General features: G+C 41.2%; 29 protein-coding genes. 2 read left to right on the forward strand and 27 right to left on the reverse strand.

From position 1 onward, the window contains the following. Complete coding sequence (locus ABC361_RS15160) at positions 1–1413, forward strand: alkaline phosphatase (protein WP_413074724.1); 1413 nt, start codon at positions 1–3, stop codon at positions 1411–1413. A 125-nt stretch (positions 1414–1538) separates the two neighbouring features. Here ABC361_RS15160 and eno read toward each other — a convergent pair whose 3' ends face one another. From eno to rpoN, 8 genes are all read right to left on the reverse strand, one after another. Beyond that, a complete protein-coding gene (gene eno, locus ABC361_RS15165; RefSeq protein ID WP_413074725.1) occupies positions 1539–2828 on the reverse strand; it encodes a phosphopyruvate hydratase in 1290 nt (429 codons plus the stop codon). Positions 2829–2851: 23 nt separating this feature from the next. Continuing rightward, on the reverse strand, positions 2852–4384 hold the full coding sequence (gene gpmI / locus ABC361_RS15170; RefSeq protein WP_413074726.1) for a 2,3-bisphosphoglycerate-independent phosphoglycerate mutase: 1533 nt from the start codon (positions 4382–4384) through the stop codon (positions 2852–2854). After that, positions 4381–5136: a triose-phosphate isomerase gene (gene tpiA, locus ABC361_RS15175; protein WP_413074727.1), complete on the reverse strand. Its 756-nt coding sequence runs from the start codon at positions 5134–5136 to the stop codon at positions 4381–4383. The genes gpmI and tpiA overlap by 4 nt, the downstream gene beginning before the upstream one ends. Before the next feature lie 24 nt (positions 5137–5160). Continuing rightward, positions 5161–6345 (reverse strand): phosphoglycerate kinase, encoded by a 1185-nt coding sequence (locus tag ABC361_RS15180; protein WP_413074728.1) that lies wholly within the window; start codon positions 6343–6345, stop codon positions 5161–5163. 84 nt (positions 6346–6429) lie between these two features. Further along, entirely contained in the window at positions 6430–7437 is a 1008-nt protein-coding gene (gap, locus tag ABC361_RS15185) for a type I glyceraldehyde-3-phosphate dehydrogenase (protein WP_099301687.1), read from the reverse strand. Positions 7438–7488: 51 nt separating this feature from the next. Further along, positions 7489–8511 (reverse strand): sugar-binding transcriptional regulator, encoded by a 1023-nt coding sequence (locus ABC361_RS15190; protein ID WP_413075785.1) that lies wholly within the window; start codon positions 8509–8511, stop codon positions 7489–7491. A 118-nt stretch (positions 8512–8629) separates the two neighbouring features. Then, a complete protein-coding gene (locus tag ABC361_RS15195; RefSeq protein WP_413074729.1) occupies positions 8630–8887 on the reverse strand; it encodes a glutaredoxin family protein in 258 nt (85 codons plus the stop codon). Continuing rightward, positions 8884–10203, reverse strand: coding sequence for an RNA polymerase factor sigma-54 (gene rpoN, locus ABC361_RS15200; protein ID WP_413074730.1), 1320 nt, complete (start codon positions 10201–10203; stop codon positions 8884–8886). Before rpoN ends, ABC361_RS15195 begins: the two co-directional genes overlap by 4 nt. Positions 10204–10374: 171 nt before the next feature. On the opposite strand from rpoN, the gene clpP reads away from it, so the two are divergent. Continuing rightward, a complete protein-coding gene (gene clpP / locus ABC361_RS15205; RefSeq protein ID WP_303708797.1) occupies positions 10375–11037 on the forward strand; it encodes an ATP-dependent Clp endopeptidase proteolytic subunit ClpP in 663 nt (220 codons plus the stop codon). A gap of 51 nt (positions 11038–11088) precedes the next feature. Here clpP and ABC361_RS15210 read toward each other — a convergent pair whose 3' ends face one another. From ABC361_RS15210 to ABC361_RS15300, 19 genes are all read right to left on the reverse strand, one after another. After that, on the reverse strand, positions 11089–11454 hold the full coding sequence (locus ABC361_RS15210) for a DUF4870 domain-containing protein (RefSeq protein WP_413074731.1): 366 nt from the start codon (positions 11452–11454) through the stop codon (positions 11089–11091). Positions 11455–11596: 142 nt separating this feature from the next. Next, positions 11597–11854 carry an HPr family phosphocarrier protein gene (locus ABC361_RS15215; protein WP_413074732.1) on the reverse strand — a complete coding sequence of 86 codons (258 nt, stop codon included), beginning with the start codon at positions 11852–11854 and terminating at the stop codon, positions 11597–11599. A 29-nt stretch (positions 11855–11883) separates the two neighbouring features. Then, a complete protein-coding gene (gene whiA / locus ABC361_RS15220) occupies positions 11884–12834 on the reverse strand; it encodes a DNA-binding protein WhiA (RefSeq protein ID WP_413074733.1) in 951 nt (316 codons plus the stop codon). 31 nt (positions 12835–12865) lie between these two features. Next, positions 12866–13837, reverse strand: a complete 972-nt coding sequence (locus tag ABC361_RS15225) for a gluconeogenesis factor YvcK family protein (RefSeq protein WP_413074734.1) — start codon at positions 13835–13837, stop codon at positions 12866–12868. Then, a complete protein-coding gene (gene rapZ / locus ABC361_RS15230; RefSeq protein WP_413074735.1) occupies positions 13834–14724 on the reverse strand; it encodes an RNase adapter RapZ in 891 nt (296 codons plus the stop codon). Before rapZ ends, ABC361_RS15225 begins: the two co-directional genes overlap by 4 nt. A 7-nt stretch (positions 14725–14731) precedes the next feature. Beyond that, positions 14732–15199: an NUDIX hydrolase gene (locus ABC361_RS15235; RefSeq protein ID WP_413074736.1), complete on the reverse strand. Its 468-nt coding sequence runs from the start codon at positions 15197–15199 to the stop codon at positions 14732–14734. 214 nt (positions 15200–15413) lie between these two features. Then, positions 15414–16367, reverse strand: a complete 954-nt coding sequence (gene trxB, locus ABC361_RS15240) for a thioredoxin-disulfide reductase (protein ID WP_413074737.1) — start codon at positions 16365–16367, stop codon at positions 15414–15416. 111 nt (positions 16368–16478) lie between these two features. After that, positions 16479–17552: a tetratricopeptide repeat protein gene (locus ABC361_RS15245; RefSeq protein ID WP_413074738.1), complete on the reverse strand. Its 1074-nt coding sequence runs from the start codon at positions 17550–17552 to the stop codon at positions 16479–16481. A 132-nt stretch (positions 17553–17684) separates the two neighbouring features. Beyond that, positions 17685–18293, reverse strand: a complete 609-nt coding sequence (gene hisIE / locus ABC361_RS15250) for a bifunctional phosphoribosyl-AMP cyclohydrolase/phosphoribosyl-ATP diphosphatase HisIE (RefSeq protein ID WP_413074739.1) — start codon at positions 18291–18293, stop codon at positions 17685–17687. Next, positions 18290–19048 carry an imidazole glycerol phosphate synthase subunit HisF gene (hisF, locus tag ABC361_RS15255; protein ID WP_413074740.1) on the reverse strand — a complete coding sequence of 253 codons (759 nt, stop codon included), beginning with the start codon at positions 19046–19048 and terminating at the stop codon, positions 18290–18292. The genes hisIE and hisF overlap by 4 nt, the downstream gene beginning before the upstream one ends. After that, complete coding sequence (gene hisA / locus ABC361_RS15260; protein ID WP_413074741.1) at positions 19038–19778, reverse strand: 1-(5-phosphoribosyl)-5-[(5-phosphoribosylamino)methylideneamino]imidazole-4-carboxamide isomerase; 741 nt, start codon at positions 19776–19778, stop codon at positions 19038–19040. The genes hisF and hisA overlap by 11 nt, the downstream gene beginning before the upstream one ends. Positions 19779–19781: 3 nt before the next feature. After that, positions 19782–20411 (reverse strand): imidazole glycerol phosphate synthase subunit HisH, encoded by a 630-nt coding sequence (gene hisH / locus ABC361_RS15265; RefSeq protein WP_413074742.1) that lies wholly within the window; start codon positions 20409–20411, stop codon positions 19782–19784. Next, entirely contained in the window at positions 20411–20998 is a 588-nt protein-coding gene (gene hisB, locus ABC361_RS15270) for an imidazoleglycerol-phosphate dehydratase HisB (protein ID WP_413074743.1), read from the reverse strand. Before hisB ends, hisH begins: the two co-directional genes overlap by 1 nt. 2 nt (positions 20999–21000) lie before the next feature. After that, positions 21001–22278 (reverse strand): histidinol dehydrogenase, encoded by a 1278-nt coding sequence (hisD, locus tag ABC361_RS15275; RefSeq protein ID WP_413074744.1) that lies wholly within the window; start codon positions 22276–22278, stop codon positions 21001–21003. Between the two features lie 10 nt (positions 22279–22288). Further along, positions 22289–22909: an ATP phosphoribosyltransferase gene (gene hisG / locus ABC361_RS15280; protein ID WP_413074745.1), complete on the reverse strand. Its 621-nt coding sequence runs from the start codon at positions 22907–22909 to the stop codon at positions 22289–22291. Continuing rightward, the gene (locus tag ABC361_RS15285; RefSeq protein WP_413074746.1) at positions 22906–24078 is read right to left on the reverse strand and encodes an ATP phosphoribosyltransferase regulatory subunit; all 1173 of its coding nucleotides are present in this window, start codon (positions 24076–24078) and stop codon (positions 22906–22908) included. The genes hisG and ABC361_RS15285 overlap by 4 nt, the downstream gene beginning before the upstream one ends. Positions 24079–24247: 169 nt before the next feature. Further along, positions 24248–24742 carry an acyltransferase gene (locus ABC361_RS15290; RefSeq protein WP_413074747.1) on the reverse strand — a complete coding sequence of 165 codons (495 nt, stop codon included), beginning with the start codon at positions 24740–24742 and terminating at the stop codon, positions 24248–24250. Next, positions 24739–25380, reverse strand: coding sequence for a pyrophosphatase PpaX (ppaX, locus tag ABC361_RS15295; protein ID WP_413074748.1), 642 nt, complete (start codon positions 25378–25380; stop codon positions 24739–24741). The genes ABC361_RS15290 and ppaX overlap by 4 nt, the downstream gene beginning before the upstream one ends. Further along, complete coding sequence (locus ABC361_RS15300; RefSeq protein ID WP_413074749.1) at positions 25370–26326, reverse strand: nucleoside recognition domain-containing protein; 957 nt, start codon at positions 26324–26326, stop codon at positions 25370–25372. Before ABC361_RS15300 ends, ppaX begins: the two co-directional genes overlap by 11 nt. Between the last annotated feature and the right edge of the window lie 12 nt (positions 26327–26338).

Genomic DNA, 26338 nt, shown 5'->3' on the forward strand with positions numbered 1-26338 from the left:
TTGAAGAAACATGCGGGTTATTTTACTGCGTTCGCTGTAACCGCTTTAATGGTGGTTGGATGTTCAGATCAAGAAACAGCTCAAGAAAGTGACACAGACATTGAAAACGATCGACCTCAAAATGTCATTATGATGATTGGAGATGGATTAGGGTTTGGTCAAATTGAAATCGCTCGTTTACTTGAATATGGCAAAGAAGGCGAATTACATATGGAATCCCTTGATCACACAGCACTGATGCGTACATATTCAGCTAATCAATGGGTGACCGACTCTGCTGCTGCGGGAACGGGCATTGCCACGTCGACGAAAACGGATAACGGAATGATTGGCGTTGATCCAGACATGCAGCCACTTGAAAGCATCTTGCGTCTTTTCCAAGACGAGGGTAAAAAAGTTGGCGTGATCTCAAATAATACCGTTACCGACGCAACACCAGCAGCATTTACAGCAAGTGTAGAAAGTCGTGATGGGCAAGCTGACATTGCGCGACAAATGTTTGAAAATGAATATGATCTCATGCTCGGTGGAGGTGCTGAATACTTCTCTCCAGAAAGACAAGACGGACGAGACCTTGTCGCCGAATTTGAGGAAAACGACTATACCGTTGTTACCGATCGTGATGAGTTACTGGATGCAAATTCTTCAGATCGATTGCTCGGATTATTTCACGATTCTTATATGAACTATAAAGCAGATTTAGACCGTAACGACTCCAACGAGCCAAGTTTAAATGAAATGTCTGAATCAGCTTTAGATCTGCTTGAAAATGATGAAGAAGGCTTTTTCTTAATGATTGAAGGTGCGCGAATTGATCATGCTGCTCATGCTGCAGATGTAACCGGCGTATGGCAAGAAACGATTGAGTTTGATAATACGGTAAAAGATGTGTTGGATTGGATTGATGGGCGCGATGACACCTTACTCGTTGTATTAGCGGATCATGAAACAATGGGTATGGCCACATCTGAAGTGATGGATAAAGAAGGGCTTCGAAGTGTCTCTGCTTCTCCAGAATATATGGTACAGCAATTTACATTTCAAGAAGACGAAGGCATATATGATATTGACAGCGTGAAAGCTACAGTGGAAGAATATGCTGGAATTACGTTAACAGACGATGAGCTTGACGCATTTAATGCGTACATTTATGACGAGAACAACGAACTAAAACCACTTCATGAACAAGCTTGGGAGATTGGAAGTTTTATCGCGAATCATTACCAAGTAGGCGTGATGAATCGCGATATACGCGAGGCCAGTGCAACTGGTGGACATAGCGGGAACATGATTCCTGTATTTGCCCAAGGTCCTGGAGCCGAGCAGTTTAACGGTGTTCTCGACAATACAGATATCTCGCAAATCATTACCGACATCACCGATTCTCAAGAACCAGGATCGGCAGTGGAATAAGAGAATAGGCTGAGTCATGGCTGATTGCCTATTCTGTAAGCCTTCTTTTTTGAAAAAGGTACAAAAAAAGCATCAGACGGACGCTCTCATAAGAGTCGTCATCTGATGCTTTTATTCATTTCGAATTACTTGCTTAAGTTATAGAAAGACTTAAGACCATTGTACTGTGCTAAATCAGCAAGCTCGTCTTCGATGCGAAGAAGTTGATTGTACTTCGCAACACGGTCTGTACGTGAAGGTGCACCTGTTTTGATTTGACCAGCGTTTGTTGCAACAGCAATGTCTGCGATTGTTGCATCTTCTGTTTCACCAGAACGGTGAGAGATAACAGCTGTGTAACCAGCGCGCTTCGCCATTTCGATCGCATCAAATGTTTCTGTAAGTGTACCGATTTGGTTTACTTTGATAAGGATTGAGTTACTGATTCCTTTTTCAATTCCTTCAGATAGCTTCTTCGTGTTTGTTACGAATAAGTCATCTCCTACTAATTGAACTTTATCACCAAGACGCTCTGTTAACAGTTTGTGGCCATCCCAGTCGTTTTCGTCTAATCCATCTTCAATTGAGATGATTGGATATTTTTCACAAAGCTCAGCGTAGAAATCAACCATTTCTGCTGAAGAAAGAACTTTGCCTTCACCAGATAAGTGGTATTTGCCATCTTCTTTATTAAATAGCTCAGAAGATGCCACGTCCATTGCAAGCTGGATTTGTTCACCAGGCTTGTAACCTGCTTTTTCAATTGCTTCAATGATTGTAGATAGCGCTTCTTCATTTGAAGAAAGGTTCGGAGCAAATCCGCCTTCGTCTCCTACAGCTGTGTTATACCCTTTTGCTTTAAGCACGGATTTTAAGTTATGGAAAATTTCTGCGCCCATACGTAATGCTTCTTTAAAGCTTTCAGCACCTACTGGCATAACCATGAATTCTTGAATGTCTACGTTGTTATCCGCATGCTCACCACCATTGATGATATTCATCATTGGTACTGGAAGTTGCTTTGCGTTAAATCCACCAAGGTATACATATAAAGGAAGATCAAGCGCTTCAGCAGCTGCATGTGCACAAGCCATTGACACACCAAGAATTGCATTGGCACCAAGGTTCCCTTTGTTTTCTGTTCCGTCAAGCTCAATCATTAAACGGTCAATGCCGATTTGATCAAGAACATTTTCACCAATAAGTTCAGGTGCAATCGTTTCGTTTACATTATCAACCGCTTTTTCTACACCTTTACCCATGTAACGGTCTCCGCCATCACGTAGTTCAACTGCTTCGTATTCACCAGTTGATGCACCACTTGGTACAAGGGCACGGCCCATAATTCCTGATTCAAGATGAACTTCTACTTCAACTGTTGGATTGCCACGAGAATCGAGTACTTCGCGTGCATAAACATCAGAGATAATTGTCATGATTTACGTCACTCCTAGAAATATTATTTTCTTAACGTTGTTCCAGTCATTTCTTTTGGTTTCTCTGCACCTAAAAGGTCGAGAACAGTTGGTGCTAAATCTGCTAAAATCCCGTCTTCACGTAACGTTGCATGCTTGTCCGTTACGATAACAGGGACTTTATTTGTGGTATGAGCCGTCATCGGATTACCTTCAAGTGTAATGACTTCATCTGCATTACCGTGATCAGCAGTAATGATGGCATGTCCGCCTTGTTGATGAAGCGCGTCTACTACTCGCCCAAGGCATTCGTCAACGACTTCAATTGATTTAACAGTAGGTTCAAGTTTCCCTGAGTGCCCCACCATATCTGGGTTTGCAAAGTTTAAGATAATCGCGTCATGTTTATCCGCTTCAATATCTTGTACCAATGCATCTGTTACCTCATACGCACTCATTTCTGGTTGTAAATCATAAGTCGCCACTTTTGGAGAATCAATGAGAATTCGCTCTTCTCCTTCAAACGGCTCTTCTCTACCACCACTAAAGAAAAACGTGACGTGAGGGTATTTCTCTGTTTCTGCAATGCGCAATTGCTTATAGTTTTGTTTCGACAATACTTCACCGAGGGTATTATCAAGGTTTGTCGGTTTAAACGCGACATAGCCGTCGACCGTCTCACTAAATTTTGTTAAACAAACAAAATGTAAGTGTTCAGGGTGCGCTAGTCCACGATCAAAGCCGCTAAATTCTTCATTTGTAAATACTTGCGAAAGTTGAATCGCTCGGTCTGGACGGAAGTTACAGAAGATGACGGCATCCTCATCCTTTACCGTCGCAACAGGTGAACCGTCTTCGTTTGTAATCACAGAAGGAATCACAAATTCATCAAGGATATCATTTTTGTAGCTATCTTCTATTACTTCTATGCCAGAAGAGTAGCTTGGCCCTTCACCGTAAACCATTGCGCGGTACGATTTTTCGACTCGATCCCAACGCTTGTCTCGGTCCATCGCATAATAACGTCCGTGCACTGACGCTAGTTTGCCTGTTCCGAGTTCATCAAGTTTCGTTTGAAGCCCTTGCAAATAAACTTCTGCTGATGTTGGACCTACATCACGTCCATCTAAGAAGCCATGCACATAGACACGTTTGACGCCTTTTTGCTTTGCTAGGTCCAGTAAAGCATAAATGTGTTCAATGTGACTGTGGATACCGCCATCAGAAAGCAGTCCATAAATGTGCAATGCCGAATCTTTTTCATTTACGTGATCCATCGCTTGTTGGAACGTATTGTTTTCAAAGAACTCCCCTGTACGAATTGATAAATTCACACGTGTTAAGCTTTGATATACAACGCGACCAGCACCAATGTTAAGATGTCCAACTTCTGAATTTCCCATTTGACCTTCAGGTAGTCCTACATACTCTCCATCTGCTCGAAGGGAAGCATGAGGATACTCATTCCAATAACGATCAAAGTTTGGTTTGTTCGCATGCGCGATGGCATTGCCTTTTGCCTCATCTCTTAGACCAAAGCCATCGAGAATAATTAGCGCAACGGGCTTTTTGCTCATTTTGCAGCACCAGCTAATTCTTTAAATGAATCTGCTTCTAAGCTTGCGCCACCAACAAGGGCACCATCAATATCGCTTTGCGCCATATATTCTTTAATGTTTGCTGGTTTTACACTACCGCCATACTGAATACGAACTGCGTCAGCTGCTTCTTGTGAGAAAGCTTCTGAAACGACTTTACGAACAAACGCACAGGCTGCATTAGCGTCTTTTTCAGTCGCAGATTTACCTGTTCCGATTGCCCAAATTGGCTCGTACGCAATAACGGTTTGTTTCACTTGATCTTCTGTTAATCCAGCAAGACCTTTTTCAACTTGTTCTTTTACAACAGATTCCATTTTGCCTGATTCACGTTCTTCGTCTGTTTCACCACAGCACATAATTGGCACAAGATTATGAGTAAATGCTGCATGGACTTTTTTATTAACAGATTCATCTGTTTCCGCAAACATGTCGCGACGCTCAGAGTGACCAATAATCACATAGGATACATTTAAGTCGTTCAGCGCAACAGGACTTACTTCACCTGTGAATGCACCGTTTTCTTCAAAATGCATGTTCTGAGCACCAATTTTCAAATCTGTTCCTTTAGCAGCATCAACAAGACGCTCTAAGAAAAGTGCAGGCGCACATACAACCGTATCGACGCCAGACTGGCTTGGAATATCATTCTTAACCGCTTCAGCAAATGATGTTGCCTCGCTAAGCATTTTATTCATTTTCCAGTTACCTGCAATAATAGGCTTACGCATAAATTCTTTCACCTCTTTTTAAGATTACTTATCGGATAGTGCCACAACGCCCGGAAGGTCTTTTCCTTCCATGAACTCAAGGCTTGCTCCGCCTCCTGTTGAAATATGGCTCATTTTTTCTGCTAAGCCAAATTTCTCAACGGCTGCGGCAGAATCTCCGCCACCAATAACAGAATACGTTCCTTCTGCTTCTGCTAGTGCATCTGCGATTGCTTTTGTTCCTTTTGCGAATGAATCAAGCTCGAATACACCCATTGGTCCATTCCAGATAACAAGCTTTGATTCTTTTAATACATTTGCATAGGTTTTTGCCGTTTTCGGTCCAATGTCAAGCGCTTCCCAGTCAGCTGGAATCTCTGAAATTGCGACTTCTTTCTTGTTTGCATCATCAGAGAAATCATCTGCAACAATGACATCTTCTGGCATATAGAAGTTTACGCCTTTGTCTTTCGCTTTCTGCATAAACTGTTTAGCTAAATCGATTTTGTCTTCTTCTAGAAGAGATTTGCCTACCTCATGGCCTTGTGCTTTAACGAACGTGTACGCTAAACCACCACCAATAATGAGGTTGTCGACTTTATCTAGTAAGTGGTCGATTACACCAATTTTGTCTTTCACTTTTGCTCCACCGATCACCGCAGTGAACGGACGCTCAGGTGTTTGTAGAGCTTTTCCTAATACATCAAGTTCCTTTTCCATAAGAAAACCTGAAGCTGATGGCAAGTATTGCGCAATGCCTTCAGTTGACGCATGAGCACGGTGAGCTGCACCAAACGCATCATTTACATAAAGATCTGCTAAGTTTGCAAATGCTTTCGCAAGTTCCGCATCATTTTTTTCTTCACCAGGGTAGAAGCGTACATTTTCAAGAACCGCAATGTCACCATTATTCATGGATGAAACAGCTTTCTCTACTTCTGGACCATGTGCTTCTTTTACAGCTTGGACCTCTTGCCCTAAAAGTTCACCTAGACGCTTGGCTACTGGGGCTAAGCGTAACTCTTCAACTACCTCACCTTTTGGACGACCAAGGTGGCTAGCAAGTAATACTTTCGCGCCTTGCTCTTTTAAGTATTGAATCGTCGGAATAGCCGCTTTGATTCTCGTTTCGTCTGTAATCGCTCCGTCTTTCATCGGTACGTTAAAGTCAACGCGACAGAATACGACTTTTCCTTGTAATTCATAGTCATGAAGGGTTTTTTTATTCATGAGATAAACCTCCTAATAAGTCTTACAGACAGCGCAAAGGAGGGAGGCAACGTGCCTTCCTCCCCTCACTTGTCTATTTTAAACTTAAAGTCCTTTGCTCGCAACGTAGTCAACTAAGTCAACAACACGGTTTGAATAACCAGACTCGTTATCATACCAAGAAATCACTTTAACCATGTTTCCTTCCATGACCATTGTTGACAATGCGTCAATTGTAGAAGAATGTGGGTTACCGTTATAGTCTTGAGAAACAAGTGGATCTTCAGAATAACCAAGAATTCCTTTAAGATCGCCTTCAGCTGCTTCTTTAAGCGCTGCGTTTACTTCTTCAGCTGTAACTTCTTTATCAAGCTCTGCTACAAGGTCAACAAGTGATACGTTTGGAGTTGGAACTCGCATTGCCGCACCATTTAATTTTCCTTTAAGCTCTGGAAGTACAAGCGCTACTGCTTTCGCTGCACCAGTAGAAGTTGGGATGATGTTCTCTGCTGCTGCACGCGCACGACGGTAGTCTTTATGTGGCAAGTCTAAGATTTGCTGATCGTTTGTGTAAGAGTGAACCGTGTTCATCAAACCACGACGGATGCCAAACTTGTCGTTTAATACTTTTGCAAACGGAGACAAGCAGTTTGTTGTACAAGAAGCATTTGAGATAACGTGATGGTTGTCCGCATCATATTTATCTTCGTTAACACCCATTACAACTGTGATGTCTTCATCTGAAGCTGGTGCAGAAATGATTACTTTCTTCGCGCCTGCTTCGATGTGTTTCGCTGCATCCGCACGCTTTGTGAAGAATCCAGTTGATTCAACAACTACGTCTACTCCACGCTCGCCCCAACCGATGTCAGCAGGGTTACGCTCAGCAGATACATAAATTTCTTTCCCATCAACAACAAGAGTGTTGTCTTTTGCTTCTACTTGCATATCAAGAACACCGTGCACCGTATCATATTTAAGTAGGTGTGCAAGCATGTTTGCATCTGTTAAATCATTAATCGCGACTACCTCTACATTTGGGTTGTTTAAAGAAGCGCGAAATACGTTACGTCCAATACGTCCGAAACCATTAATTCCAATTTTAGTTGCCATTCTTTATTTCCTCCTAGTCAATCATTTATGAAAAAGGGAAATCCCTTTTTTTCAAGCTTTGTGTTGCAAAAGTTCCTTAGCTGCAGCTTCGTCTGTGACGAGTACATCACTTGGGCGATGTTTCATAAACGCAAGAATTGCATTTGCCTTTGATTTTCCACCTGCTACAGAGATAACATGCTTCCCTTCTAACTCGTTGAGCTGAAGACCTATCGTCCGTTGCTTATAGATGATTTTACCTGAAGCATCGAAATAGTAACCAAATGCTTCTGCTACAGCTTCTTCCCGCTCCAGCGTCTCCATAAACAGATCTTTTGAATGACGTCTTGTTGCCATTCGTTGCGCGTCGCCAATTCCATGTATGACCACGGCTGAAGATTTAATCACTTCTAGAATATCCTTTACGGTTGGTTCTAATACAAGCGATCGATATGCCTCTTCACTTAACTGATCCGGAACATGCAATAAGCGATAGGCGGCACCTGTTCGTCTGGCAAATTCAGCACTAATCGTGTTTGCCTGAATTTCAACTTTTTCTCCAAGCCCACCTCTTGCAGGGACAAATGTTGTAGAAGCGAGCGTATCGTTTCGCTCAGCCATATTTGCTACAGCTGCCAATGTTGTTCCACCCATTACAGCAAGAACATCATTTTCTTCGGCAATTGCTTGGATCTCTTTCATACAGGCCCTTCCTAGCTCTTGCTTAACCCATTCGTCATCATCACTATTACCAGCAACAACAATAACATGCGTCAAACCTAAGTGTGTAGCTAAGCGCTCTTCTAAATGAGTGAGACCTAACAATTCAGCGACGACTTCTTCAAGCTCTGTAAAAACAGCTTCGCCATGTGCCGTAAGCGTCATACCTGCTGTACTAAGGTCAATCAACCCTTGATCTTTCAGAAGCGTGACTTCACCTCTAACAATCCGTTCAGATAGCTGCATATTCGTTGCTAATCCACGCCGACCAATCGGTTGCATTAAGCGAATCGATTGTAAAAAACGATACCGTTTTAACATCGTCTGCATCAGATCAGGCACCAAATGCTGTTGCAATTTCAATAACGAACGAATGACATCACCTCCAACACCCGGGACGTAAATTGTCCACCTGTGACATATTGTGTCCCGACAAGGGTAAAAAAAGATCACTTACGCTTGTATTTTAACAAGGAAGTGATAATTAAACAAGCTAAAGTACTTGAATTTCTTTTTGTATCCGCTTTAATTGAGCATCAAGTTTATTTGCATCCAGTTGACCATACCCCAGCTCATATTCTCCATAGTAGACAACTGGAATCATAAGCTGAAATTTCTCTAATAACGAATCATCGGAATAAATATCGATTTTTTCGATGACTAGTTGATGTTCTTCAGCAACTTGTTGCACTTCTTCAAAGCCATTTTCGCACAAAGGGCAGTGGTCTTTTGTATAAAATACTAAATTCATAAAACAATCCTTTCATGATCTTGATAACGCTTGCGCTTAACAGATGATAAAATTCCCAGCTCATCACGATATTTTGCAATCACTCTCCGAGATAACGAAATGTTCTCGTGCTCCATAAGGAGTTCAACAATTTGCTGATCCGATAAAGGTTTTTCTTTATTTTCTTGTTCTACGAGCTTTTTCAGCATCAACTTTACGGAAGAATTTGATACATCTTCACTTTGCGTAGATGCCCGAGCTGAAAACAACGATTTTAATTCAATTAATCCTCTCGGCGTTTGCGCATATTTATTAGCTGTTGCACGACTAACGGTAGACTCATGAATATCTAGTTCTGTCGCAATCATTTGTAACGTCATTGGCTGTAGCTGCCCTTGTTTTGATAAGAAATAAGACGCTTGGATGTTGCTAATCACTTCTGCTACTTGCAAAATTGTTTTTTCACGTTGTTTTAAACTCGTTAAGAGCCAGTCAATTTGCTGTTCTTTTTCATGACAATACCGTCTCGTTTCTTGGTCAACCTGAAGCAATTGCTTATATTCTTGATTCATCTCAATGTTAGGCAACATATGTGAATTTGTTGTTACGACTATTTCTTCTTGGTGAATCGTTAAATAAACGTCAGGTTCAACGTACATTGTCGGTGCAGAATAAAAGGAAGCACCTGGTTTAGGATGCAATGTGCGCACTAAATCATAGATCTCTTGAACGTCTAGCATAGTGATATTATAAACTTTCGCAAGCTGTTTCCACTTTCTTTCAGCCAATTTATCGAGCTCATAAAGGACAATCGCTTCGGTTTTAGGGTGAGCAAGATTTAATCTCTCTATTTGTAAAAACAAACATTCAGCTAATGCGCTTGCCCCGACGCCTGCAGGTTCTAAAGATTGCAATTTCTTTACTAATACATCAAACTCATCTTCTGTACAACTTAACCACTTACAATATTCGGCTTGTGTTTCAACTAAATAACCGTCATCGTCCAAACTATCTATTAATCGTTTCATTTGGTTTTTTTCGATGCTTGTTAAACCTAAATCAATAAGTTGATCGACCAAAAAATCTTTTAATGTCCCGTTCATTTCTGGCGTATTTTCTAGTGCACGATGTTTCTCATCGCTTGTCACACGCGAAAACTGCTTTTGGTTTTCTTGTAGAAATGCTTTTTTAATTTCCAATAATGGGTTTTCCAACGTTAATTCTTCTAAATAAGACCGGACATCTACAGTTGAATACTGCAATAAATGAATGGCTTGACGCAATTCATGAGTCATAACTAAATTAATGGTTTGTTTCTGAAAAAGACCTAGCTCCATGTCGATCTCCTCCTTTAGCTATCATATCATAAAACGGCATATCTTTTATTGAAAACGCTTTCTTTTTTACGTATTTTTTTAAAGGTTTACATCAAACCAAATTCGGCTATCATGAAAGAAGGTATGCACCTGGTTCATTCTACATAAATAAAACAATAAATTTGACCTTAATTGACCATTAGGTTAAAATGGAACCAGAGTAATAAAGTACTACTATACTATGACGAAAACGAGGAGGAATCACTTGTGAATTTAATTCCTACTGTAATTGAGCAAACGAACCGCGGTGAACGAGCATACGATATTTATTCTCGCCTTTTGAAAGACAGAATTATTATGCTTGGTAGCGCAATTGATGACAACGTAGCAAATTCAATTGTTGCTCAATTACTTTTCTTACAAGCAGAAGATCCTGAAAAAGACATTTCCATTTATATTAACTCTCCTGGTGGCTCCATTACTGCTGGAATGGCAATCTACGATACAATGCAGTTTATTAAACCTGACGTATCCACGATTTGTACTGGAATGGCAGCATCTATGGGTGCATTCCTTCTAACAGCAGGTGCAAAAGGAAAGCGAATGGCACTTCCGAATAGTGAAGTGATGATTCACCAACCATTAGGCGGTATGCAAGGTCAAGCATCTGATATGGAAATTCATGCTAGACGTATTATTGAAATGCGCCAAAAACTTAATGAAATTATGGCTGAGCGCACAGGTCAACCGTACGAGCAAATTGCAAAAGATACAGATCGTGATAACTTCATGACGGCTGATCAAGCAAAAGAATACGGTTTGATTGATAAAGTATTTGAAACGAACAAAAAATAAACGGTCAAACAAAAACACGGTAGCGATGATTCACATCGTTCCCGTGTTTTTTTATGATTTCGCTCGAAAAAAAGGAATCGACAAAGGGATTACATAGTACGCCCCTTGATAAGCTTTAACAGCCGCGACAATGGTGAACACAAACGCGAGCAGTCCAAGAATAGGTAATAAGACAATCCCGATAAGAACAATGACTAAAATACCTGCTATAGCTGAATAAATGGTATAAGAGATAAAGAAATTAAAATATTGTTTACCGTGAAAATCAATAAAGTCCGAATCAGGCCGTGCAATTAACCAAATTAACAACGGTGCCAAGATTGGCGCAAATAAACTTAGTACATAAATTAGAGCAGCGATTCCTTTTCCTTCTGGTTCTTTTTCTTCTCTATAATCAATAATATCATCATTTTCCATAGTGCCATCTCCTTTCTATCCTATACGATTCGCTACATAAAAATGTTTCAAAAAAAGTCTTTCACTTCCAACAGAAAATAAAAAGCGATGACCTCTGCTGTTCGATCGATCGCTTTCCACCCTATTATCGCCGTGTGAAGCCTTACTCCTCGTTTTGTACGTACGTAACAAGCGCGTCAAGTGCCTCGTCCTCATCATGACCTTCTGTAACAATCGTGATGACAGTCCCTTTACCAAGAGCTAAACTCATCAGACCCATGATACTTTTCGCATTTACTTTAGAATGCTCTTTAACAATAAAAACATCCGAAGCGAAACGAGTTGCTTCTTGGACAAATAAAGCTGCCGGTCTTGCTTGTAAACCAGTTTTCAATTGAATTGTCACTTCTTTTTGCGCCATAGTCATACTCCTTCAACCAATTATTTTCTTTATTTTTGATTATACGTACCGTTTCTTAGCTTGTCTGCAAAATCATCAATTTTTCTTAAACGGTGATTCACACCTGATTTACTTACTTTTGCACCTTCAACCATTTCACCGAGCTCTTTTAGCGTGACATCTTGATGGGTCACACGCAACGTTGCGATCTCTTGAAGTTTTGGTGGAAGTTGATCTAATCCTATTGCCTTTTCAATAAAGCGAATGTTTTCCACTTGGCGTAATGCAGCTCCAACGGTTTTATTAAGGTTCGCTGTCTCACAGTTCACGAGACGGTTCACAGAATTTCGCATATCTTTAAGAATCCGAACATCTTCAAAATATAGAAGTGCTTGATGGGCGCCAATAATATTTAGAAATTCAGTGATTTTCTCGCTCTCTTTTAAGTACGTAATAAATCCTTTTTTCCGCTCGAGTGTTTTTGCTGATAAGGAAAACTCGTTCATTAATTCACATACCGCTTGATTATGCTCTTCATATAAAGAAAAGATCTCAAGGTGATAAGAAGAGGTTTCAGGATGGTTAATGGATCCTCCTGCTAAAAAGGCACCTCGTAAATAGGCCCGTTTGCAGCAACTCTTGTGAACAATCGTCGGCTCAATCGTGCGAATAAATTCAAACGGTTCTTTTAAAATGCTTAAGTCCGTGAGAAGCTCACGCGCTTCTTTTGTTATGCGCACGAGATAGACGTTGTTTTTCTTAAGACGCATTTTCTTTCTAACGAGCAATTCAATGTGTATATGCGGATACAAACGCTTTATTAATGTATACATGCGCCTAGCAATCGCTGCATTTTCTGTTGTAACATCCAGACTAACTTGCTGATTCGCTAGCGACAATGCGCCGTTCATACGAATCAATGCAGACAGTTCCGCTTTCGCACAACATGCATCAACTTCAAGCTGTGTTAATTCTTTTTTGGCGCTCGCTGCAAATGACACGCCTGATCACCCTTTCTAACAGAACAGAGGATTAACGTAGGTTCACGCTTTCATCCTCTGCTTCCAACAAACTCAACAACGCTTCCGATACTCGAATCGCATCATGCCGTATCTTATAATTTGATTCTACCACAAACTGATCTTTAATAACCGAAACACCTAATTCTTTCAAGATTTCTTCATCAAACACGACCTGTTCTGCTTTTTCAAGTTTATAACGTGAAAGCGCCATTTCAGTCATTTCTTGATGGTTAACAAGAACACTCTGCACAATTTCACCTTTGCAGTGAGCTAATAACGCTTGAACATGATCGGAAACTGTGTATTCATCGGTTTCCCCTGCTTGCGTCATGACGTTACAAATATACGCTTTCTTCGCTTTAGAGGACACAATCGCTTCAACAATTCCCGGAACTAGAAGGTTTGGAAGAATACTAGTGTATAAAGATCCTGGACCTAATACAATTAAGTCGGCTGACTTAAGCGCATCAAGCGTCTCTGGTAATGGCGAAATCTCATCAGGTGTTAAATACACTCGTTTGATTTTCTTTCCTGCAAGTGGGATTTTCGACTCCCCACTCACATGGGTTCCGTCTTCCATTTCAGCATGTAAAATAATACTTTTATTCGCAGCTGGCAACACATTTCCGTGCACATTTAACACACGACTTAGTGTCGCAATTCCTTTTTGAAAGTCACCTGTAATCGATGTCATTCCAGCAAGAAGGAGATTGCCTAATGAATGGCCGTTTAACCCATCGCCACTTGCAAAACGGTGTTGAAACAATTCTTCAACAAGTGGCTCCACTTCCGCAAGCGCCACCAATACATTTCGAACGTCTCCAGGTGGAGGAATATCGAGTTCTTTACGCAAGATTCCCGAGCTTCCTCCATCATCTGCAACCGTTACAATAGCTGTAATATCGACTGGATATGTTTTTAATCCTTTTAAGATAACCGATAAACCAGTTCCCCCACCGATGACAACTACTTTCTTTCTCATCGTTGTGTTGCCTTTCTTTTATCAATATCTCGGTGTGACGCATACACATGATATTGATCCTTATACGTATCCGCTAAATATTCAGCTAGCGTCACAGATCGATGTTGCCCACCTGTACATCCAATTCCGATGATCACCTGACTTTTCCCCTCACGTTTATAGTGTGGAAGCGTAAAGTCAAAGAGATCGGTTAATTTTTCTAGAAATTGTTTGGTTTCTTTCCATTTTAAAACGTAAGAAGAAACTTCCGTTTGCAGCCCTGTTTTCGGACGTAATTCGTCAAGATAATGGGGGTTAGGTAAGAACCGGACATCAAAAACAACATCTGCATCAATTGGAATCCCGTACTTAAATCCAAACGACACGAAATGCACGGTGAAGGAATCACTCACATTTGACGCAAAACGCTCCATAATTTTCGCACGTAGTTGTACAGGCTTAAGTTCTGTTGTGTCAATGAATTGTTGTGCTCTACCCTTCATTTCTTCTAGGAGCTCACGTTCTTTTTTGATTCCTTCTAAAGGAAGGCCACTTTTTGCTAAAGGATGAGTTCTTCTCGTTTCCTTATATCGTTGAACAAGCTTGGCATCCTTTGCATCTAAGTACAAAATTTGAATATGAAGACGGTCTGCTGGATCTTCTCTTAGCAAGTCAATTGCTTGAAAAAATTCATCAAAAAACGACTGGCCCCTTAAATCCATGACTAAAGCCACTTTTGTTACTTTATCAACACCTCCATCAATCAGCTCAATAAATTTAGGGAGCAATGCTGGAGGAAGATTATCGACACAGTAGTAACCTAAATCTTCAAAGCTTTGGACGGCAACCGTTTTACCAGCACCTGACATACCCGTTATTACGACAACTTCTACATTTTTCAAGGTCAAGACCTCCTTACTGGCAAGCTGAACTTCGTCGACTTTTTAATAGTTGGTGCTCTGTATTATAATAAAACGTGCTATATAAAATGCCTTCACCATAAAAGACATGATCAAATATGAATCGATCTCCGTCAGCCATCGGGAGTGTTTTGTACGCATTAATTGGCTGCCACTGTAGCTTTCCTTCAGGCGAGTGTTCAAACAATTCACCTGTCGATTGAACGGCTTTAAACGTAAACATCATCCATTCATCATGGATGTCACCATTTTGATCAAGTATGACCATCGTTGTTACAGCTTGAAGCTCAGGCTTCTCTACAGTAAGCCCTGTCTCTTCTTTTAATTCTCTTATTGCTGCTTCTTGTATCGTCTCCGTTTGTTCCATTTTCCCACCAGGAGCGACCCACCAACCTTTACTTGGCTTTTGCAACATAAGACATTGATTCTCAGTAGTTAATAAACAATTGGTTATCCGTTGCAAATTAATCACCCCACGTTCCTAATTCTATAGTATACATTTAAATGATAAAAGCGACAATGATTCTAGCTTTATCAACATGCACAAAAAAATGAGCACGGATAGAATCCGTGCTCCAAAGAAAACTCTATAATAAAAAAGGGGGTCAATTACAATTCTAAGTTTAGCATCTCTCTGTTTCAAATAGGTTACAGATACTTTAAGAAAAAATATCTTTCTACTCAGTGACAGCCTTTTTTTGATCTTCTAAGTGCTCTAAATAATGTTGAACATTCTGAGCCGCTATGGAGCCGTCCCCAGTTGCTGTAACAATTTGACGAAGCGATTTTTCACGTACGTCTCCAGCCGCAAACACACCTGGAACTTTCGTTTCCATCTCTTCATTTGTTTCAATGTAGCCTTCCTCGTTCGTAATGGAGAGGTTTTTTACACTTTCATTTAACGGAAGCATCCCAATATAGACGAATACACCATCTGCAGACATTGTTGACGTTTCTCCTGTTTCTGTATCCTCTAGAGTAACGCCACCTACTTTGCCATCTTTTTCATTGATTTCAGTGACTACTTTATTCCAAACAAAGTCGACTTTATCGTTTGCGAATGCACGATCCTGGAGAATTTTTTGCGCTCGTAATTGATCTCTACGGTGAACAATTGTCACTTTAGAAGCAAAGCGTGTGAGGTAAACGGCTTCTTCAACAGCAGAATCTCCGCCACCAACAACAATTAACTCACGCTCTTTAAAGAAAGCACCATCACATACTGCACAATAAGAAACACCGCGACCGCCTAATTCTTGCTCACCTGGAATTCCTAACTTTTTGTATTCAGCTCCAGTAGACACAATGACGGCTCTCGCTCGGTACTCTTTTGAACCTGCAATCACTTTTTTGGTTTCACCTTCGTCAATAATTTCCTTGATGTCCCCATAGCTATATTCCGCTCCAAATTTCTTGGCATGTTCAAACATTTTATTTGATAAGTCAGGCCCTAAAATATGATCGAAACCAGGATAGTTCTCAACCTCTTCGGTGTTCGCCATTTGACCACCTGGCATTCCTCGCTCTAACATAATGGTTTTTAAATTTGCTCTAGACGTATAAACAGCAGCTGTCATTCCAGCTGGACCTGCTCCTGCAATAATAACATCATAAATCATTTCTTCTGACATCGTTACACCCCTTACATATTTCCTTTATTCTAGCTGATTTAACGTACTCATAAGCATCGTTACGTAACTAGCTTCCGATCTTCTATTAGCTATTCCTTTTTCGCTTCATTCTTATCCTAGCGGAGTTTTTGGCTGATTGTCTACTAACATGCTCATATCGACATCCTGCTCCATTAAAGGAAAGAAAATACGATGCGCCGCTTCTTCTTCTACCTGCTCCAAAACGTACGGTGCATTCGAATCGCCTGCTGATATTGCTTCTTTCAGCAAGTGAATGGCAAAATCTCGGTTTCCATTATGATAATCCGCTACCGCAAAACAGCGTAGCAACATCGACTCCTTTACGAGCGTCTGATCCTTTTTACGAAAGGCAACCTCTTCATATTCTTCAAGATGGCATAAGACATGTAGAAGTCGAATTTTATAGTCATGTTGAATAGGCTTAATTTTCTTTAGCATTTGCACATAATGAGCGGTTTCGTTTTGATAGCCAAGTTTATAATAAAAGACGGTTGCATTACATAGCGCTAGTAAGTTACCAGGATCTTCAGCAAGAACGGCGTCACACGTTTCAAACGCGGACTCTACCTCCCCTGTTCGAAACAACGCTTCTGCTAAATGATTCTGCGCAGCCCAATTTTTCGGATGAATCTCAATCACTTTTTTTAAAAGAGGGATCGCGTCATTCGCTTTCCCTTCCGTTAAAAACACCCAGGCTTTTTCATGATTATTTAGCGATTCTTCTTCTTTTTCTTCTTCATCCAGCGGATCTTCTTCAAACAACTCCGCTAACTCTCTCGCATCCTCGACAAATGGTCCCTCTGGATCATGAGTTAAATAGAGGTTTACATGCTTTTCTGCTTGAAAGAAATGCCCAAGATAGACTTCATTATTGGCAATAAAAAAATGACAAGCAGGATGTTCATCATTCGATGCCTCAAGCACACCATATAATATTTTATTCGAGCGCTCATATTCTGCTAACTCAGTAAGAACCGCCGCAAGTTGAATTTTAAACACAGGCTCCGTTTCCGTTAGCTTTACTGCACGTTCAAACAATTTCGCTGCCCGAGTAAGATGTTTATTTTGAAAAGCTGCCAAACCTTTATGGAAAAAATAATCGCCACTCCGATAAAATGGGACGACCGTTGAACCGGCATGTTCGCTCGCTTGTTTTTTACTCATTGTCGGTTGTACCTCCAACCAAATCTAATCTATGCTCAAGTATTCATTATAGCTTAATCTATTCGTTGTTCCGACTACATTTTCTAGAAAAAAAAGAAAAAGTCAAACATTCTTTGACTTTTTCCTAATTGTTTACTTATTATGGCGTTTTTCAAGGGTCTGCATAATGGTTGTTAGAGGGATTTCTTTTTCTTCAAGTAAGACGAGAACGTGATAAAGTAAGTCGGCTACTTCCCAATGCATTTCTGTTTGATCGTTGTTTTTCGCTGCAATAATAACTTCACTAGCCTCTTCCCCAACTTTTTTAAGGATCTTATCCAATCCTTCATTAAATAAATACGTTGTATACGCCCCTTCAGGCATGTTTTTTTTACGGCTAGAAATGGTTTTTTCGAGGGTCTTTAAGATTGTTAATGGATCCGAAATGTCTTTGTCTTCCTCGCTTGTAAAACAGCTATAGGAGCCAGTGTGACAAGCAGGACCTTGAGGTTCAACGAGCAATAAGACCGCGTCTTGATCGCAATCATAGCGAATATCAACCACCGTTTGTTTATTTCCAGACGTTGCACCTTTATGCCATAACTCCTTTCTAGAACGACTATAAAACCAAGATTCCTTCGTTTCCATCGTTAAGTTAAGCGCTTCTTCATTCATGTAAGCAAGCGTTAATACATCTTTTGTAGACGCATCTTGAACAATGGCTGGCACAAGACCGTCTTTGTTAAATGTAACGTGATTCATCTTACGTGCACCCCTTTTGATTTCGCGACGTCTTTCACTTCTTGAACAGTCGTTTCTTTATAATGAAAAATAGAAGCAGCCAAAGCCGCATCTGCTCGTCCTTTTTGAAACACTTCTACAAAATGCTCCGCTGCTCCAGCGCCTCCAGATGCGATAATTGGAACCTCGACAAGTTCATTAATTGTTTGCAGCAATGGCAAATCAAATCCTGATTTTTCCCCATCTTTATCCATGCTTGTGACTAATAACTCTCCTGCACCTAATTGTACTGCTCGCTGCGCCCATGCGGCGGCTGTCCAATCTGTTTCTTTACGTCCACCGTGGGTATAGACTTTCCACGTTTTTAGTTCTGGATGAAATTTTGCATCAATGGCAACGACAATACATTGCGAGCCAAAGAAACGTGCTGCGGTTTCGATAAAAGCTGGATTCATCAAGGCCGCTGTATTTAGAGAAACTTTATCGGCTCCTGCCTGTAAAATGCGGCGAATGGCTTCGTTATCATTGATGCCTCCACCAACTGTAAATGGAATAGAGATGGAAGCAGCCACTTGCTCAACCACATCCAACATCGTTCTGCGCCCTTCATGAGAAGCGGAAATATCTAAAAATACAAGTTCATCAGCTCCTTGCTCATCGTAATATTGAGCAAGTTCAACAGGGTCACCAGCATCTCGCAATGAAAGAAACTGAGTTCCCTTCACAACCCGTCCTTCTTTCACATCTAAACAAGGAACAATTCGTTTAGTGAGCATTCGACTTTTCGCCTGCCTTTATCGCTTCAACTAAGTCAAAGCGTGCATCATATAGCGCTTTTCCGATCACAACACCAGCTATAGCCGTTTCTCGTAATGTTTCCACATCGTTAAGCTGGCTTACCCCTCCTGAGGCAATAATTTCTGCATGGCCTTCTGCAATCTGTGCTAACTTTTCACATGCATCGACGTTTGGTCCTTCAAGCATTCCGTCTTTAGCAATGTCCGTATAAATAAAGGTTTTCACACCTGCGTCTAACAACATTTTCGCCAAATCTTCGGCTTGGATACTTGACGTTTCTACCCAACCTTCCGTTGCGACATACCCATTGCGAGCATCTAAGCCGATCACAATCGCATCGCCATATTTCTTCACCATCTCTTTCGTGAAATCAAGATGATTGACAGCAACACTTCCTAAAATGACCCGCCTTACCCCTAAATCTAAGTAATACTTAATATCATCTTCTGTCCGAATACCTCCACCAACTTGAACAGGTATGGTTAACTGCTTAGCAATTTCTCCAATTTGTTCATGGTTCACAGGTTTCTTTTGCTTTGCCCCGTCTAAATCAACAAGGTGAACCCATTTCGCTCCAGCAGCTTCAAAAGATTGGGCTGTCTGTAGCGGCGAATCATGATAGACCGTATTTTTAGCATAATCACCTTGCTCCAATCGAACACATTTGCCATTTAAAATATCAATTGCAGGAAAGATTGTTACACTCATCTTCTACACCCCTCTTTTTACTAAATCACCAAAGCGCCTTAATAGGGAAGTCCCTAGTTGACCACTTTTTTCCGGGTGAAACTGCATACCGAATACGAGATCCTGCTCCACAATTGCAGGAACGTCTGTCCCATAATCAGCTCTTGCCGCTATAATTGCTTCAGGTGCTTCCACGACGTAGGAATGAACAAAGTACACATAACCTTCTTCCATTCCTTCCGTACTCGCTTTATCGTTTATAAATGACAGTTCATTCCAACCCATGTGCGGAATTTTTAAGTTTATTTCGTTTGGATGAATTTTTTCAGAGAAATGAACTACATGCCCTTTCAAATAAGAAAGTCCTGCCGTTTCCCCGTATTCTTTACTGTGTTCAAACAACAACTGCATGCCTAAACAGATGCCAAGTAGAGGCTTTTGCTGGTAAACCTGTTCGTCTAAAAATGTTCGTAAACCAGTGCTTTCTAGATTCTTCATTGCATCAGGAAACGCACCTACACCAGGTAAAATAAAGCCATCACACGTTTTCAATTCTTGCGGGATGCTGCTAATAAGGTATGGAATCTCCAGACGCTCAAGCGCTTTTGAAACGGAATGAAGATTGCCCATTCCATAGTCGATAATACCAATCATTAAAGCAACCCCTTTGTGGACAAAACGCCTTTCTGATTTGAGTCAACGCTGCTCGCTTCATTTAACGCACGTGCACAAGCTTTAAAGATCGCTTCAATGATATGGTGTGTGTTGTGGCCATAATGAACAATGATGTGGAGATTCATTCTTGCTTCTATCGCTAGTTTCCAAAAGAATTCTCGTACAAGTTCTGTATCAAAGGTTCCTACTTGTCCGCTCGGCAAATCAACTCGATATTCTAAATGGGGTCGATTGCTCAAATCAACAACCACTTGTGCAAGTGCATCGTCCATTGGCACGATTGCTGAGCCATAACGGCGAATTCCTTCTTTATCGCCTAATCCACTTTTAAATGCTTCACCTAAACAAATGGCGATATCTTCCGTTGTGTGATGAGCATCTACTTCGATATCCCCTTTTGCCTGTACGTTTAAGTCAAATTGGCCATGCTTTGCAAACAAGTGAAGCATGTGTTCTAAAAAGGGTACGCCTGTATGTAAATCAATCGTACCTTCCCCATCAACATTTATCGTTAACTCAATATCTGTTTCGCCTGTTTTTCGCTTAACGGTTCCTTGACGACTCATGATTAATCCTCCTGTAATCGAACTTCAATTGCTTTTGCATGGGCCTCTAACCCTTCCATTTGTGCGAGCGACATAACCGCTTGTGCATCTGCTTGAAACGCTTGTTTGCTATATGAAATAATACTCGTTTTCTTTATAAAATCATCGACCGATAATGGGCTTGAGAATTTCGCTGTCCCGTTCGTAGGCAGAACATGGCTTGGTCCCGCTATATAGTCACCTACTACTTCAGCGCTATACGGACCAATAAAAATAGCACCGGCATGCTTAATTTTCCCAAGCATGTCCATTGGCTCTTCAGTCATAATTTCCACGTGTTCACACGCTAATTCATTTACGACTTTCACCGCTTGATCAATGGATTCACACACATAAATTTGACCATAGTCGGCAATTGATTGCTTTGCAACCTGGGGACGCGACAATTCATCCAGCTGTTGCGCAACTTCCATTTGAACACGTTCTGCTAAGGCAGAAGAGGTGGTAACCAATATGGCTGAAGCCAGCTCATCATGTTCAGCTTGCGAAAGCAGGTCCGCTGCAATAAAGCGGACATTTGCCCCTTCGTCTGCTAGCACACAAATCTCACTAGGGCCAGCAATCATATCAATGTCAACTTCTCCGAATACAGCCCGCTTGGCGAGCGCCACATATTGATTGCCAGGTCCTGTTACCTTGTCTACTTTTTTGACCGTTTCTGTTCCGTAAGCAAAAGCAGCAATCGCTTGAGCACCACCCATTTTATAAATTGACGTCAGTCCTAGTTCATTCGCAGCAACTAACACCCCTGCTGGAAGTTGTCCATCTTCATCTGGTGGAGAAGCCAAGGCAATCTGTCCTACTCCAGCCACAAGCGCAGGCACAGCGTTCATTATGACAGATGAGGGATAGGCCGCTTTTCCCCCTGGAACGTATAAGCCTACCGTATCAAGTGGCGTCACTTTTTGTCCAAGCATCGTTCCGTCTTCTCTCGTCTTTATCCAAGAACTTTTATACTGTTCCTCATGATACACTCGAACATTTTTTATCGCTTTACGAATGGCTGCCAGTTCGTCCTCCTGAATGGCTGAATACGCTGCATTCACCTCTTCTTTTGATACAAAAAGTGAGGACAGGTTCGCACCATCGAACTGCTTTGTTAGTTCATATAAAGCACGGTCTCCGTCTTGCTTCACGTTTTCTATAATGGACGTTACCCGATCCATGACAGCTTGATCGTCTTGTAATCGTCGTTTTTGTAGTTTAATAGTTTGATCTTGTTGCATGTTCGTAATAATCACGCTACCCCTCCTACACGACAGCTTGCAATTGTTTAATCATACGTTGTATTTCTGCACGTTTCACTCGATAACTCGCTGCATTTACGATAAATCGAGACGTAATTTCTTGAATCTTTTCCAATTCAATCAAGCCATTTTCCTCCAACGTTTGACCGGTCGATACAATATCAACAATTCGGTTGGCGAGTCCCATAATTGGCGCAAGTTCAATGGAGCCATTCAGTTTGATGACTTCTACTTGCTCACCTTGTTCTTTAAAATATTGAATCGCTAAGTTCGGATATTTTGACGCCACTTTCGGATGAAGCTCACCTTTCTGATAATCTGGTAAACTCGCAACGGCTAGATGACAAGCACTAATTTTCAAGTCTAGCATTTCATGCACATCGCGCTTCTCTTCCAACATCACGTCTTTTCCTGCTACCCCTACATCAGCTACCCCTTGCTCAACGTAAGTCGGGACATCCATTGGCTTAGCTAGGACAAAGCGCAAACGCTCTTCTGGCACATCTATAATTAACTTCCTTGACTCTTCAAAGGTTTCAGGAAGATGGTAGCCTGCCGTTCTTAACAACGCTACAGCTTCATGAAAAATTCTTCCTTTTGGCATCGCAATGGTAAGTTGATTCATTTCCCCTCCTCCTCTTCAAAATAAAGATACGCCATTTGGGACTGGTCTTTTTTCCAATTATCCGTTAGTCCAGCTTCATCTTGTAAAATAACGCTATACCCCTCTTGACGTAATTGGTACGCTTTTTCAAATGCTTCTTTTCTACGAGACTGGTGGTATACGAAACACCAACTCTCTTCGTTTTGTGCAAACTCCCCACATACCTCACTTAAAAGGTCGACTCTTACACCGAATCCTGTTGCAGGAGCACTTCGGCCAAATTGCGCTAATAGTTCATCATAACGACCGCCACCACCGATTGGTTGGGCACTATCTTCATGATAGGCTTCAAAAACAAACCCTGTATAGTAGCTCATATGCAACACTGTACTTAAATCAAACTGAACAACGTCTTCAAATCCTTCTTCCTTAATCACCTTCCAAATATGACGAAGTTCTTGAATGGCTTGTTTTCCTTCTTCAGATGTAACGAGCGCATCAGCTTGATCCAACATTTGTTCATTGCCGCGTAAGTCTGTGAGTTGAAGTAGTCGCTCTTCAATATGTGAAGGCAAGTTACATGCAGACACGGATTCTCGAAAACCGACATCATTTTTCTCAAATAACTGCCTTTGAATGTTCTCAGCATCTTGCGTTACCGGTATATACTCCTTAAGCACCGCTTGTAAAAACCCAATATGTCCAAGTACCAGCTGATAGCGTTCAAGCCGAATTTCCTCAATTGCTTGTTGAAAGAGCACAATAATTTCACTGTCTCCACTCGCTGTTGCATCACCAATTAACTCAACCCCAACTTGTTCAAACTCTGCTGGACGCCCGCCTTCGAGTTGTTGCGCACGGTATAAGTTTGAATGATACGATAACCGTAACGGAAAAGAACGATTCTTCATTGTTGATGAAACGAGTCGAGCAATTGGGGCCGTCATATCCGGTCTTAAAACGAGGGTATTCCCCGACAAATCAATGCACTTAAACAGTTGTTGATCAGGGATTGCCGATAATTTCCCAACAGTTTCAAAATACTCCAACGCAGGGGTTTGTACTTTCTCATACCCCCATCCTGCAATTACTTGTAACAACTGTGCAGCAATGGTGCTCTGCATGCGATATTGATGAGGCAATTTATCTCTCATACCTAACGGCTTTTCAAATAAAAATAACTGGGACACGCTAAACACCTCAAATGCTTTAGTTTATTAAATCGCTAACGAATTAAAGTTTTTTAATAGTTTACATTTGTTTGGTAGGAAAGTCAACAACAGCCCTTCTCGTTTTTGGTTACAAAAAAAGACTTAGACCATCGTCTAAGTCTTTTCTCGACAAAAACCGAGAATCCCTTTATTCGCTTGAAAGTTTCTTAATAAAACGCATCGGATTTCCAGCAACAAACGTATCCGCAGCTACATCTTTATGAACAACTGTGCCAGCGCCTACGACAGCACGATCACCTATCGTGACCCCAGGTAATATCGTGCAGTTTGCACCAATCATCACATCATTTCCTATTATGACATCGCCTAAGCGATATTCGTTAATGAGGTATTCATGAGCCAAGATTGTCGTGTTATAGCCAATAATTGAATTTGTTCCGACTTTAATACGTTCAGGAAACATGGCATCAACCATTACCATTAGCGCAAACGCTGTATACTGACCAATCTTCATGTTTAAAAACGTTCGATACAGCCAATTTTTCATCCTCATAGAAGGGGTGATCCTTGCTACTTGACTGACGAGAAAGATTTTCACAACTTTCCAAAACGAGACTGTCTTGTATAGCTGCCAAAGAGAATTCGTCCCTGACACCGGGTAACGCTCTGTCTTTCTACTCATCTCTCTTTCGCGATCTGAATGAGATCGTCCATCGAATGAATAATAAAGTCTGGGTTAAAGGATTGCAAATAGGCCTCTCCTTTAAGGGCCCAGCCTACCCCAACACTTATCGTACCAGCCCGTTGACCAGCTAATAAATCATGAGAATTATCCCCAACCATAATGGCTTCATCAGGGGAAGTGCCTAAACGCTCTAATGCTTTGAAAATGGGTTCTGGATTCGGCTTCTCGTTTGTTACATCATCAAGCCCAATCACTACATCAAAATAAGGTTCTAAGCCTGTTAACTTCAACCCCATTCGAGCCGTCTCTTTTATTTTTGTCGTGACAATCGCAAGTTTATATCCTTGTTGATGAAGCTTCTCAATGCCTTCTTTAACTCCTGGATAAATGGTTACGAGCGCATCATGATGTAAATGATTGTGTGCGCGGTACGTTGCAATATACGCTTCCGCTTTCTCTTGATCTATAGAAGAAAAGGTATCCATCAAAGAAGGTCCTATAAACGGAAGAACCGATTCTCTCGTATATTGGTCTGGATAATCCGCCTGAAGCGTGTGAAGAAACGACTGGATAATTAACTCATTTGTATCAATTAACGTACCGTCTAAATCAAACAAAATTGTATTAATGGTCATATAGGGCATCCTTTCCATACGCAGACTCTTTTCTTTTTTCTAATCGTGTCCAAACTCTTGAAATGACGATGGTTAGCAAGAGAGCTGTTATCACTCTTATCACTAGCAGTGGCCAAACTGGAATTCCTAGCACAACAAAGACTAGCGTATCCTCTACAACTGCATGACACGCGACTAGAAAAATAAAAACGATGTACAGATCTTTTTTCTTTACTTTATCTTCTTTTACAGCGTCAATCATCACTCCTGCCCCATAAGCAAGACCGATGGTTAATCCCGATGCAAGCGTTACGGATGTATTGCGATCCACTCCAATAAGGCGAGTAAGTGGCGATAGCCATTTTGAAATGACCTTTAGCCAACCTCTTTCCCTCATAATTTGCACAACAAGCATTAAAGGAATAACCACCATTGCTAACTGGGCTACGCCCCAAAAAGCTGTTTGCAGCCCAACAGACACCATTCCTAGAATCGTTGTCGGCTCTGCTGCTTGCGTAGCTGAAGCGAGTCCATAAACCGCTTGCTCGCTACCGCCATCCCAAACGAGGTTAATCACAAATGCAGAATAAAGAGCTAAGAACATCCGAACAGCGACAATGGGGAATACTTTAATTCCTACTTTTGTCGCCACCGCTGATTCCACAATTAAATTGTGTGAGAAGGATAACATGATCGCAAGAATGAATACTTCTTTTACGGTTAATTCAAGGGATAGAATGGCGCCAATCCCTGCAAACAAATTAAGCACATTTCCAATCACTAGAGGAATGGCAGCTTCCCCAGGTAAACCAATAAGATTCATCACTGGTGCAATTCCTGAAGCAATCCACCCTAAGACCGGCGTGTAACCTAAAAGCGTGACAAACAATGTAATCGGAAAAATAATTTTTCCTAATGTCCAGGTCGTTTGCAATCCAGACAAGAGCCCTCGTTTCACCACTCCCATGGTACCCCTTCT

The organism is Shouchella phoenicis, assembly GCF_047238345.1.
Lineage (GTDB): Bacteria > Bacillota > Bacilli > Bacillales > Bacillaceae_D > Shouchella.